We start from the raw sequence: 11,930 nt of genomic DNA, 5'->3' as shown, positions 1-11,930 counted from the left end.
GCTTTTGGGCGCGTGGGTATTTCTCCACGACCTCTGGGAACGTGACTGACGACGTCATCAGGCAGTACCTGGAATTACATTCCTCCAAATGATGCCTCCGGCGTCAGCCGGTGCGTCCTTCACTTCGGCTTCATCCGGGAGATGACCGAAGACCTTTATTGCCCGGATAATGGCCGTCCGCCGATTGCGCCGGAGGTGCTCTTCAAGGCGCTGTTTGTCGGATACCTTTTCGGCATCCGCTCGGAGCGTCAGTTGATGCGCGAGATCGAGGTAAACGTGGCCTACCGCTGGTTCATCGGTCTGCGCCTGACGGACCGGGTGTTTGATGCCTCGACCTTCAGCCAGAACCGCCGCCGCCGGTTTGACGGCACGGAGGTTGCGCAGCGCATCTTCGATCACATCGTCGAGCAGGCGATCGCGCGCGGGCTGGTGGGCGGTGAGGTGCTTTATACCGACAGTACCCATCTGAAGGCCAACGCCAACAAGGGCCGCTTTGACAAGGAGATGGTGGCCAAATCCCGCGCCGCCTATTGGGACGATCTGGATGCCGCGGTCACCGCCGACCGGGTGGCGCATGGCAAGACGCCTCTCAAGCCCGGGGACCGCCAGCCGCCCATCAAGGAAACCAAGATCAGCCGCACCGACAGGGACGCGGGATACATGGTGCGGGACGGCAAGCCGAAAGGGTTCTTTTACCTTGATCACCGTACAGTGGACGGGAGATTCGCAATCATCACCGACACCCATGTGACGCCGGCCAATGTGCATGACAGTATTCCCTACCTGGCGCGGCTCGACCGGCAGCGCGCGCGGTTCGGGTTCGACGTGCAGGCGGTCGGGCTGGACGCAGGCTATGCCAGCGCGCCCATCGCCAAGGGGCTGGAGGACCGCGATATCCTCGGTGTGACCGGATACCTGCGCCCGTCAAACCCAAAGGGGAGGCTGGCCAAGCGCGCCTTTGCCTTTGATGCAAGCGTGGATGCCTATCGCTGCCCCGAAGGCCAGATCATCCCCTATGCCACAACAGACCGGACCGGCTACCGCCACTATAAGTCCGATCCGTCACAGTGCCGCACCTGCCCGCTGCTGGCCTCCTGCACGACCAATGCCAAGGCGCAGAAGACCGTCACCCGCCACGTTTGGGCGGATGCCCGCGAACGCACCGACGCGCATCGCCTGACCGACTGGGGCAAGCGGCTCTACAAGCGACGGAAGGAAACCGTCGAGCGCTCCTTCGCCGACGCCAAACAGCTCTTCGGCCACCGCTACGCCCGCTTCCGATCCCTCGAAAAAGTCCAGACCCAAGCCCTCCTCGCCGCCGCCGCCCAGAACATCAAGAAAATCGCAATGGCTCTGTGGATGGCCCCAATCCGGGCGGCCTGAACCGGCCCTGAGCCGGAGTCTTCAAAACAAAACCCCGCCAAAATAACGGGGTTTGTCAGTGGTCTGAGGCCCCTCCGGTTGGGAGGGGCCTTCTGATACTCGGTAACACTTGGGGGCACTGGTTAAATGACTGGTTCGTCCCGCCGTCCCAAGGGGATCAGGCGCTGCGCGACAGGGTGGGTTTCATCTGACGGTAACCGCGCTGAAACGGGAGGATGGTTTTCTCGGACTTGCTGGCCTCGATGACCGATTTCATCCAGCGGGGGTGCTTTTTCATCTGTCTCTTCCTCATTCACTGCCCGGGTAATGCCGGGTCGGTTTGTGTTCCGTTTGAGATCACTATGGCGGTGCAATGGGGCCGGGATTTGGCGAAACTCTCGCATTCACCGAAAATTTTCGGATATTTTTGGTGATGGAATTGTGGCGGGGAACAAAGGCGTCTTGCGCCTTTGAAAACGGGGGTTTTGAGGCGTGGGGAGATCGCCGCAGCGATGAAATCGGGCTGGAATGCGGCGATGAGCGGGGTGATTTGCCCCGATCCCGCCGGATTCAGAGGCGGATCGCCGCGATGAGCCGACCGTAATCGGCTTCGCCCGCATGAGTGGCGCGCCGATAGGAAAAGAATCGCGCCGGATCGGAATAGGTGCAATGGCCGGTCCATTCGGCATCGCCCACCCCCGCGGCGCGCAGCCGTGCCAGCCCGTAGCCGGGCAGGTCGAACTGAACCCGGTCACCTTCGCCACCGGCGAAGAAGCGGTCGCTGTCGGGATCATCGAGGAGAAAATCCTCCATGAACTCGGGGCCGACTTCGTAGGCGCGCTGACTGATCGAGGGGCCGATGACGGCGCAGATGCGGGCGCGATCAGCTCCGAGCCCCTCCATCGCGTCGAGCGTGGCTTCCAACACCCCGGCCTGTGTCCCCTTCCAGCCGGCATGTGCCGCGCCGATGACACCGGCCTTCGTGTCGGCGAAAAGCACCGGCTGACAATCGGCGCTCAGAACGCCGAGAGCGAGGCCCGGTGTGGCCGTGACCATCGCATCGACCTTGGGCTTCTCGGAAAAGGGCGCGGTCAGTGTCACGACATCGGGGGAATGCACCTGATGGACCGACACGAGATGCGAAGGCTCGACCTCCATCGCGCTTGCGACCCGAGCGCGGTTGATCGACACGATCTCGGACTGATCCGACGACCCATGCCCGCAATTGAGGCCGTGGAATATCCCTGAGGACGCGCCCCCCCTGCGTGTGAAAAACCCGTGACGCAGGGGCGCGAGACAATCGGCGGTTATGATCTCGAGTGTCATGAATCGGCCTTTTTGGGATCGAGACCCGGTGGCGGTTCGGCGCCGCGTGGATAGAGCGCCATCACCTTGAAGAGCGTCCCCATTTCATCGGGGTGCGTCAAGCGGCGATGTGCGGCGACATGCTCATTCAGCGTTGCGCCGCTGAGGCGTTTTGCAAGCGCCTGTGCGCGCGGCGTGATGCCGAGACGTTCGAGGAATACGCCCTGTGCGGTCGCGTCGGTATGCGACGCGGGGGCGGCGGCGCGGGCGAGATTTTCAAAATCCACATGGGCGGTGAGGTCGGCCATACCCGGCGCCCCGAGCGGGTCGGCCTTGGCGTGATCGCGCACGGCCTGAAACGTGTCGCCCGATGTCCGCCAGTCGCCATAGTCGATGATGAGTGCCGCGCCGCCCCGGTCCGCGATCCGCGCGCCGAGTGTTCCGACCACGGCTGCGGCGGGGGTGCAAAGGTTGACCATGTCGCCTTGGGACGTGTCGCCAAGGCGGTGGTCGAGCGCGGCGAGCGGCAGTGGCGCGGAGAGGCCGAAGGCAAGGTCGCCGTCGGCGAGGCCCACCATGCGTTCACGCCACTGATCGCCGTCGCGGATGAATTGACGGATGGGCAGGGCATCGAAGAATTCGTTGGCGACCGCGAAGAGCGGCAGATCGGGGAGGGTTTCGGGGCCGTCGTGATGCGTGACATCGCTCAGAAGGTTGGCTTGGGCATCGCGCAAGGTTGGCGAAGCCTCGATCAGGTGGAGGTGCGCGGCTGCGTGAAAGCCCGGAACATCGCGCGTGGCGCGCAGGAGATCGGCCATAAGCGTGCCGCGGCCCGGCCCCAGCTCGACCAGTGCGAAGGGCGTGGGCGCGCCCTGATCCATCCAGACCTGCGCGAGGGCCAGTCCGACAAGTTCCCCGAACATCTGGCTGATTTCCGGGGCGGTGGTGAAGTCGCCCTTGGCCCCAAGCGGGTCACGCGTGATGTAGTAGCCATGTTCGGGGTGGAGCAGGCAGAGGGCCATATACTCCGCAATGCTGAGCGGGCCGGTTGCCGTGATCTGGCGGGTGATCTGTGCCTTGAGCGGCGTCATGCCCGCCCCGCGCGGCGGGCATGCAGCACGAGGTAAAGGCCAAGTGCGATCATCGGGAGCGAGAGGATCTGACCCATGGTCAGGCCGTAGCCGCCCACATGCCACGCAAGACCCAGCGGATTGCCCGGAGAGACGAACTGTGCATCCGGTTGGCGAACGAACTCCACGATGAACCGTGCGATGCCGTAGCCCATGATGAAAAGCCCGGTGATCAGGCCCGGCTGTTTGAAGGCCCCGCGCCGCCCTGTGAGCCACATCAGGAGCGCCAGCAGGAGCGCGCCCTCGAGCAGCGCCTCGTAGAGTTGTGAAGGGTGGCGCGCACAGAGCCCGGCAACCGTGGGACAGTCCTGTGCCGCCGGGCCGGGAAAGATGACGCCCCAAGGCAGGTCGGTCGGGCGGCCCCAAAGCTCGGCGTTGATGAAATTGGCGAGCCGGCCCAGCAGCATGCCCACCGGTGTCACCGCGGCGAGCGCGTCGGCCCCTGACAGAACCGGGATGCCATGTTTGCGCCAGAACAGGATGCAGGCCAGCATGACGCCCAGAAAACCACCGTGAAAGGACATCCCGCCCTGCCAGACCATCAGGGTTTCGGACGGATTCGCGAGGTAATAGCCCGGCTGATAGAATAGCACATAGCCAAGCCGCCCGCCGAGGATCACGCCGACGATCACCCATGTCAGCAGGTCGTCGGCCTGTGCGCGGGTCATCGGCGGAGTGTCGTTGGGCCAAAGCGCCGGACGTTTGAGCGAGGTGATCACCAGCCACCAGCCCAGCAGGAGGCTGACCACGTAGGCCATCGCATACCAGCGCAGCGCAAAAGACATGCCAAAGACCGAGAACGAGACGATCTCGGGCGAGATTTCGGGGAAGGGGATCGCAGCCAGCATAACGCCCTTTGGCCCCGAGTGGCGGGGGAAGTCAAGGTTGTGGCCGGGATCGAAGCACCCCATATAGAGCGAAAGATCAGGACCCGGAGGCCGACATGCAAACCCGCAACAAGGTATTGGACGATATCTCGCAGCTCATGACAAACGCGATGGGCGTGGCGCAGGGCGCGAAAGACGAGGCCGAGACAGCGATGAAGTCGATGATCGACCGTTGGCTCGCCGAGCGCGATTTCGTCACCCGAGAAGAGTTCGAGGCGGTGCGCGCCATGGCGCAGAAGGCCCGCGAGGAAAACGCGGCGCTGTTGGCCCGGATCGAGGCGTTGGAAGCCAAGAGCGGGCGCTGAAGTCTGACCGGCGGGTCAGAGCGGTTTGGGCGCGTTCGCGCCATACCAGACAACACGGCCCAGAAGGCGCAGCCCGTCAAGGTCTGGCCCTGAACAGACCCGCGGCGTGGCCGCCGCGAGCGGGGTCGCGATGACCATGGTGCCGGGTTTGGGCTGACTGATCAGATCGAGTCTGAGCCGGCCTGCGTCGAGATGCGCCCAGATCGCCTGAGCCGCGACAAGGCGAAGTGATGTATCGACAAGGCAGAGTGTTCCGGCGGGCATGAACGGACCGAGCCTGTCATCCGGGGCGGTCACGAAGGTGAGGTTTTCGGGATCGAGCGCCTGCGCCGCCAGCCACTCACGCGAAAAGGCGACCGGCGCGCGCGCCGAATAATCACCGCAGGCGGGATGGAACGGAATCGGCAAATAGCCCATACGGGTCGCTTCGGGCCCCGAGGCCGGGGTGTCGCGCCCCTCGGCAAAGCCTGAGGGGGCGGACTGTGTCTTGCGTGCCGTGCCGGTGCGCAGTTCGATCTGCATCGCCCGGAGTATCCGTAGAAGTTTGGAAACCTGAATGTCGCGCCCGTCGCGCAAGCTACGCAACGTGCCGAGATCGAGGTCGAGCTTGCGCGCGTAGCCGCGCAGACCATAACGGGCAATCCCCTCTTCCGCGAGGGTGCGTAACATATTGAGATCAAATTCCGACACGCCTGCGGTTTTGCATGGAAAAGCTGTGGTTGACTAGGCGGATAAAATTTAGCACAATGTGTAAAAAATCACACATTACAATGACTTGCACGCTATGATTGTGGTATATTCGGGAGTTCATGGTTTGATTGTTCGTTGTTTCATTGCAGGGCTGTCGCGCGGCTCTTGGCTGCGGCTGTTGATGCATGGCCTATAAGGACCGCGATCCTTTCGGGGACATACGTGCCCTGATCCTCAAGGCACGGTTGCTGCGCACCGTCATTCGCAATGATGACAGCCAGAAAAGCCGCGACAACGCGATCCGGGAATACACCCATACGCTCGATGCGCTTCTTGACCGGCTGAGCGAGATGTATGATGCAGGCGACCTTGACGCGCCTGACGACCATTAACGCGGAACTGACTTCGATCGCACGGTGCGCCCCGGTGTCCTAACCCGATGCGGCCCGCCGGACTGCTGCGATGCGCCCTGTCGCAATGACTTGGTGCCTGAACAGACCCATCCACAACTTATTGCGGTTATCCACAACAAATCGCTTTACAGACGGTTTTCCGTGTCCCACCATATCTGGTAAGGACAGGCGGAATAGCCCCTGTCCATAGAGCAGGCACCTAGCGCTTGGGGCGCTGCCAGGCCCCGGCGCTAACAACAATAAGAGGTGGCGCCATGGCCCTGTCCGAGCAGTTTTTGTCAGATGAAATTCATCCCATCGACCTTGTGGAGCACATCGCGGCCCACCACGATTGGGATTTCGACCGGATCGGAGACGATCAGATCGCCATGGCCGTCGAGGGCCAGTGGCGCACTTATTCGATCACCCTTGCGTGGTCGGGATACGATGAGACCCTTCGCCTTGTCTGCACCTTCGAGATGGAGCCGCCCGAGGAGAAGCTTGGCGAGCTTTACCATGTCCTCAACGAGGTTAACGATCGGTGTTGGGCCGGTGCGTTCACCTATTGGCGTGAACAGAAGCTGATGGTGTATCGGTATGGCCTGCTGATGACAGGGGGTCAGGAAGTCGGTGCCGAGCAGCTTGATACGCTGATCCGGGCCGCGGTGCTGAGTGCCGAGCGGTTCTATCCCGCCTTCCAGCTTGTCGTATGGGGCAACCGCACGCCCGAAGATGCGATGCAGGTGGCCATAGCCGAAGCATACGGGCGCGCTTGACGCGTCATCCCGGCAGCGCCTTGTCCGCGGCTTTTCGCGGGCTTGCCTGAAACCGGATTGCCCTTGGAGAAGGTGCGCCGTAACGTCTGGCCAAAGATGATTGGAGGGACAAGATGGCGAGTTCGGAACTCACCCGGCGCGGGTTGGTCCTGTTGGGCTGTGGCAAGATGGGCTCGGCGATGCTCGAGGGATGGCTGGCGGATGGATTGCCCGCCACATCGGTCTGGGTGATCGACCCGAAGCCGTCGGATTGGCTGACATCCACGGGCGTGACGATCAATGGCGATCTTCCTGAAAGCCCGGCCATTGTCCTTATTGCCGTAAAGCCGCAGATGATGGGGGACGCGCTACCCGCGATCGCCGCAATGGGCGGGGGCGATACGCTTTTTGTTTCGGTCGCGGCAGGCACGTCCATCGCGGCCTATGAAGACGCGTTGGGCGAGACGAGCCCGATCATCCGCGCCATGCCGAACACACCTGCCGCCGTGGCGCGGGGCATCACCGCGATCATCGGCAACGCACAGGCGACGGCGGCACAGCTTGACCTTGCCGAGGATCTGTTGAGCGCGGTGGGGCAGGTCGTGCGGCTGGAAAGCGAGAGCCAGATGGACGCGGTGACGGGAGTGAGCGGATCGGGACCCGCCTATGTCTTTCACATGATCGAGTGCATGGCCAAGGCGGGTGAGGCGCAGGGCCTTGCGCCCGAACTGGCGATGCAGCTTGCGCAGGCCACGGTGGCCGGGGCGGGCGCGCTGGCCGAGGCGGCGGACGAGACGCCCGAGCAATTGCGCGTCAACGTCACGAGCCCAAATGGCACGACACAAGCAGGGCTTGAGGTGCTGATGGATGCGCAAAACGGCCTGCCACGCCTGATGGCGCGCACGGTCGCCGCCGCTGCGGACCGCTCGCGGGAGTTGTCGCGTGGCTGAGATCGGGATCGAAGACTTTCTTAAGGTGGATATCCGGGTGGGCACCGTGCGGCGGGCCGAGCCGTTTCCCGAGGCGCGCAAGCCCGCGATCAAGCTCTGGGTGGATTTCGGCCCCGATCTGGGTGAGAAGAAAACATCCGCGCAGATCACGGCGCAGTATGCGCCCGAGGACCTTTTGGGCCGGCAGGTGATGGCGGTGGTGAACTTTCCGCCCCGCCAGATCGGGTCGTTCATGTCCGAAGTTCTGGTGCTGGGCCTGTCGGACGAGGGCGGCGATATCATCCTTCTGGGGCCGGACAAGAAGGTGTCGGACGGGGAGCGGATGCATTGACCCGGGTTCTGATCACGCGCGCGCTTCCGTCTACCGTTTTGCGTGAGGCGGAAAAGCACTTCGAGATCGAACTGCGCGAGGATCCCGCGCCGCTCAAGCTTGGTCAGATGCGGGGGGCGCTGTCGCTTTATGATGGGATACTGCCGACGCTGGGCGACCTCTTCGGCGCGGAGGTATTCACCGATGCCGAGAACCCGCGCTGCAAGATCCTTGCCAATTTCGGGGTTGGATATAACCATATCGACGCCGCCGCCGCACGTGAGGTGGGCATCACGGTGACCAACACGCCCGGTGCGGTGACCGACGCGACCGCCGACATCGCGATGACGCTGATGCTGATGAGTGCGCGGCGCGCAGGCGAGGGCGAAAGGCTTGTGCGGGCAGGGCGCTGGACCGGGTGGGAGCCCACGCAGATGCTGGGCCTGCATATGACCGGTAAAACTGTCGGCATCTATGGCATGGGCCGCATCGGTCAGGCGATCGCACGACGCTGTCATTACGGGTTCGGGATGGATGTGCTTTATGCCAACCGCTCGGAAAAGGCGGTGGATTTCCCGGCTGAACACCTGCCGCCGCTGGCCATGGCGGCGCGGGCCGATATCGTGGTGGTGGCGGTGCCGGGTGGGCGCGCGACCCATCACCTTATCGATGCGGAGTTTCTGGATGCGATGCAGAGCCACGCGCATTTCATCAACATCGCGCGCGGGGACGTGGTGGATGAGGCCGCCCTGATCGCCGCGCTGGAGGCGGCGGGGATCGCCGGGGCCGGGCTGGATGTCTATGAACACGAACCCAAGGTGCCCGACGCGTTGAAAGCGATGGAGAATGTCGTGCTGTTGCCGCATCTGGGCACGGCCGCACTCGAGGTGCGGGAGGCGATGGGATACATGGCCGTGGAAAATCTGCGCGCCTTATTTGCCGGAGAAACGCCGCCCAACCTTGTGAACTGAGCCACGGGCGACCGGCGTTTCCGGGCTGCTGTTCCATGGGGAAACTGGCTGTTTTCCGCGCCCTTGCGGGGGTTTGGCGGCTTGACCTTGGCGGGGTGCTCGGGTCATGTGATCAAACGCTATCGGGAGCCCTTCATGATCACACCAGCCATCACCGGAACCGGCGTCTTTACGCCGCGCGAGACGATCACCAACGATGAGTTGGTCGAGGCGTTCAACGCTTATGCCGAGAAGTTCAACATCGAGAACGCCGAGGCCATCGAAGCCGGAGAACTGGAAGCCAAAAGCCCGTCATCGACCGAATTCATCCTAAGCGCCTCGGGGATCGAGCAGCGGTATGTCATGGATAAGTCCGGTGTGCTGGATCCCGAAGTCATGCACCCGGTACTGCGCCCGCGGGCCGACGAAGAGCCGGGCCTGATGGCGGAGATGGCGCTGAGCGCGGCGCGCGACGCGCTGGCGCAGGCGGGGCGCACAGCCGAGGATGTGGACCTCGTGATCTGTGCCGCCTCAAACCACGAGCGGGCATATCCGGCGATTGCCATCGAAATTCAGGAGCTTCTGGGCGCGGGTGGGTTTGCCTTCGACATGAATGTCGCCTGTTCGTCTGCGACGTTCGGGATTCAGGCGGCCGCGGACATGATCCGTGCCGGTTCGGTCAAGTGCGCGCTTATCGTGAACCCCGAGATATGTTCGGCGCATCTGGAATGGCGCGACAGGGATTGCCATTTCATTTTCGGCGATGTGTGCACCGCCGCCGTGATCGAACCCGCCGAGGCGGCGCAGGGCGCGCATTTCCTGATCCGCTCGACCCGCTGCGCGACGCAGTTTTCCAACAATATCCGCAACAATAACGGGTTTCTGCGGCGCACCCGCCCCGGTCAGATGGAGGACCGGCGCGACATGCAGTTCATGCAGGAGGGGCGCAAGGTTTTCAAAGAGGTGCTACCGTTGGTGTCGCGCCACATCGCGGATCATATGGCCGAGGAGGGGGTCGCGGCGGACGACCTCAGGCGGCTGTGGCTGCATCAGGCGAACAAGTCGATGAATGATTTCATCGGGCGCAAGGTTTTGGGACGGGTACCCGCGCCGGAAGAGCAGCCCAATATTCTTCAGGATTATGCGAATACATCTTCGGCGGGGTCGATTATCGCGTTTTCGAAATATTCCGACGACCTGAAACCGGGCGACACCGGCCTGATCTGTTCGTTCGGGGCCGGCTATTCCGTGGGCTCTGTTCTGGTGGAGCGCGCCTGAAGGGGACAGATCACAGATTTGGCATTACTCTGCGTCAAGGGTTTACATAGAAGTTTTCAAGCCTGAAATGATTGCACATATTGGATACACGGTTACCGGGAACCGTATTTGAGAGGTGAATTATGTCTGCTATTCGCGGATACCTTAAGAAACATACCGAGGCGTTGGTCAAGGATGTGGGGATCGAGCCCGCCTGTGAATTGACAGGCAAATCCAAGGCGACGCTGGGGCGTTATTATTCGGATCACGAGGAACATGCCGACCGGTTCATGCCGATCGACGCGGTTGCGGCGCTGGAAGAGGCGGCGAGTTATCCGCATGTGACGGCGGCGCTGGGGGAATTGAAGGGTATCAGCCTCAATTTCAGCGGTGAACGGCGCAACGCCAGCGAAAAAGGCGGGGTAAATTCGGACGTGATCGCGTTGAGCCAACGGTTCGCGATGCTGATGGCCGAGTATCAACAATCCATCGAAGACGGGGTCATTACCGTGAACGAGGCCAAGCGCCTGCTGCGCGAGACCTCACAGCTTCAGCAGGTGTTGATCGACATGAAGCTGCATCTGGAAGATGAGACGATCTGAGTGCGGCGCGCCGTCCGTGCCGTGAGGGCGCAGATGGCAAGGGGGTGAGACCTCATAAGCGCCGCCTGCAAACCCGTCAGAGCGTGCGCTTGCGCAGGGCCGAGGGCGTTGCGCCGAAGCGGTCACGCACCGCGCGGGCAAGGGCCGCAGGTGACTCGTATCCGCATCTGAGCGCGATTTCCGCAACGCCAAGCCCCGTGCCTTCGAGCATTTTTCGCGCCGTGGACAGGCGCAGATGGCGATAGACGGTGCCCGGAGGCGCCCCGAGGCTACGGCGGAAATGCCGGTCAAGGGTTCGGGGCTGACAGGAGAGCCGGTGGGCCAGAGCCGGAAGGGAGAGCGGACGTTCGACATGATCGCGCATGAGGTCGAGCGCGCGTGACACGAGAGGATCGCCGGGGCCGGTCCCGTCGGTGCGGGGCGGATCCTTGATGAACTGATCCTCGACATCAAGGCGCGCGGCCTCGCCCAGATGTGCGCTGACCAGATCGAGCACCATGTCGAGCGCCGAGAGCGCGCCGGCGCAGGTCATGACCGGTCCGTCGCGCAGATAGCGGGCGCGCACCACCTCGACATCGAGGAAGCGTTCGGAAAAGGCGGTCAGCATGTCCCAATGCACCGTCGCCCGCCGACCGCGCAACAGCCCCGAGGACGCCAGAAGCCAAGGCCCCGCATCGAGGCCGATCACCGTCACGGCGCGCGCGGCGGCGGCGCGCAGGGCTTGTCGCGTCGGCCGGGTGTCGTGGCCGGTATGGCCATAACTGGCGTGGACGAAGAGGTAGTCGCAGGAGGTCATGGAGCGCAGTTCGCCATGCGGCACGATCTGAATTCCCGACGAGGTGCGGGCCGGCGAGCCGTCGAGCGTGAGGATGCGCCAGTCGAACATGTGGTGGTGCGTCACCGCGTTGGCGGCGCGCAATGGCTCAAGGCAGTTGGCCATGCAGAGATTCGAGAAATCATCGAAGACCAGAAAGGCGATTCGCACCGGCGACGTGATGGTTTTTGTCCATTTCTGCATCATGAATGTCCGATACT

14 protein-coding genes and 1 pseudogene are annotated in these 11,930 nt (G+C 63.0%); 10 read left to right on the top strand and 5 right to left on the bottom strand.

The window, feature by feature from the left end:
• Positions 1-92 (top strand): annotated as a pseudogene (locus V8359_RS12960) (IS200/IS605 family transposase); the annotation flags it as partial.
• Positions 79-1,383 (top strand): IS1182 family transposase, encoded by a 1,305-nt coding sequence (locus tag V8359_RS12955; protein WP_442970374.1) that lies wholly within the window; start codon positions 79-81, stop codon positions 1,381-1,383. The pseudogene V8359_RS12960 and the gene V8359_RS12955, both read left to right, overlap by 14 nt.
• A 549-nt stretch (positions 1,384-1,932) precedes the next feature.
• On the opposite strand, the gene pgeF is transcribed toward V8359_RS12955, so the two are convergent.
• From pgeF to lgt, 3 genes are read right to left on the bottom strand one after another with little or no spacing between them, the layout of a single operon-like run.
• The gene (gene pgeF, locus V8359_RS12950) at positions 1,933-2,688 is read right to left on the bottom strand and encodes a peptidoglycan editing factor PgeF (protein WP_336429367.1); all 756 of its coding nucleotides are present in this window, start codon (positions 2,686-2,688) and stop codon (positions 1,933-1,935) included.
• Positions 2,685-3,758, bottom strand: coding sequence for a class I SAM-dependent methyltransferase (locus V8359_RS12945; RefSeq protein ID WP_336429366.1), 1,074 nt, complete (start codon positions 3,756-3,758; stop codon positions 2,685-2,687). Before V8359_RS12945 ends, pgeF begins: the two co-directional genes overlap by 4 nt.
• Positions 3,755-4,645 carry a prolipoprotein diacylglyceryl transferase gene (lgt, locus tag V8359_RS12940; protein WP_336429365.1) on the bottom strand — a complete coding sequence of 297 codons (891 nt, stop codon included), beginning with the start codon at positions 4,643-4,645 and terminating at the stop codon, positions 3,755-3,757. The genes V8359_RS12945 and lgt overlap by 4 nt, the downstream gene beginning before the upstream one ends.
• Positions 4,646-4,740: 95 nt before the next feature.
• Here lgt and V8359_RS12935 point away from each other — a divergent pair, with 95 nt between their 5' ends.
• Positions 4,741-4,989 (top strand): accessory factor UbiK family protein, encoded by a 249-nt coding sequence (locus tag V8359_RS12935; RefSeq protein ID WP_336429364.1) that lies wholly within the window; start codon positions 4,741-4,743, stop codon positions 4,987-4,989.
• Between the two features lie 15 nt (positions 4,990-5,004).
• Here V8359_RS12935 and V8359_RS12930 read toward each other — a convergent pair whose 3' ends face one another.
• Positions 5,005-5,658, bottom strand: a complete 654-nt coding sequence (locus V8359_RS12930; RefSeq protein WP_336429363.1) for a hypothetical protein — start codon at positions 5,656-5,658, stop codon at positions 5,005-5,007.
• Positions 5,659-5,864: 206 nt separating this feature from the next.
• Between V8359_RS12930 and V8359_RS12925 the strand changes: the two genes are divergently transcribed.
• The 7 genes from V8359_RS12925 to V8359_RS12895 all read left to right on the top strand — a co-directional run bounded on the left by V8359_RS12925 (position 5,865) and on the right by V8359_RS12895 (position 10,895).
• Positions 5,865-6,071, top strand: coding sequence for a hypothetical protein (locus V8359_RS12925; RefSeq protein ID WP_336429361.1), 207 nt, complete (start codon positions 5,865-5,867; stop codon positions 6,069-6,071).
• 275 nt (positions 6,072-6,346) lie between these two features.
• Complete coding sequence (locus tag V8359_RS12920; RefSeq protein WP_336429359.1) at positions 6,347-6,847, top strand: YbjN domain-containing protein; 501 nt, start codon at positions 6,347-6,349, stop codon at positions 6,845-6,847.
• Between the two features lie 113 nt (positions 6,848-6,960).
• Positions 6,961-7,776 carry a pyrroline-5-carboxylate reductase gene (gene proC / locus V8359_RS12915; RefSeq protein ID WP_336429358.1) on the top strand — a complete coding sequence of 272 codons (816 nt, stop codon included), beginning with the start codon at positions 6,961-6,963 and terminating at the stop codon, positions 7,774-7,776.
• A complete protein-coding gene (locus V8359_RS12910) occupies positions 7,769-8,107 on the top strand; it encodes a tRNA-binding protein (protein WP_336429356.1) in 339 nt (112 codons plus the stop codon). The genes proC and V8359_RS12910 overlap by 8 nt, the downstream gene beginning before the upstream one ends.
• Positions 8,104-9,057, top strand: a complete 954-nt coding sequence (locus V8359_RS12905; RefSeq protein ID WP_336429355.1) for a 2-hydroxyacid dehydrogenase — start codon at positions 8,104-8,106, stop codon at positions 9,055-9,057. Before V8359_RS12910 ends, V8359_RS12905 begins: the two co-directional genes overlap by 4 nt.
• 135 nt (positions 9,058-9,192) lie before the next feature.
• Positions 9,193-10,314, top strand: a complete 1,122-nt coding sequence (locus V8359_RS12900; RefSeq protein ID WP_336429353.1) for a beta-ketoacyl-ACP synthase III — start codon at positions 9,193-9,195, stop codon at positions 10,312-10,314.
• A gap of 122 nt (positions 10,315-10,436) precedes the next feature.
• The gene (locus V8359_RS12895; RefSeq protein WP_336429352.1) at positions 10,437-10,895 is read left to right on the top strand and encodes a hypothetical protein; all 459 of its coding nucleotides are present in this window, start codon (positions 10,437-10,439) and stop codon (positions 10,893-10,895) included.
• A 76-nt stretch (positions 10,896-10,971) separates the two neighbouring features.
• Here the strand turns inward: V8359_RS12895 and V8359_RS12890 are convergent, their stop codons facing one another.
• Complete coding sequence (locus tag V8359_RS12890) at positions 10,972-11,913, bottom strand: GlxA family transcriptional regulator (protein ID WP_336429351.1); 942 nt, start codon at positions 11,911-11,913, stop codon at positions 10,972-10,974.
• Between the last annotated feature and the right edge of the window lie 17 nt (positions 11,914-11,930).

Source organism: Roseovarius sp. E0-M6 (assembly GCF_037083845.1).
GTDB lineage: Bacteria > Pseudomonadota > Alphaproteobacteria > Rhodobacterales > Rhodobacteraceae > Roseovarius.
Note: the sequence above shows the minus strand (reverse complement) of the source record. Positions and strands in the feature narration are given on the sequence as shown.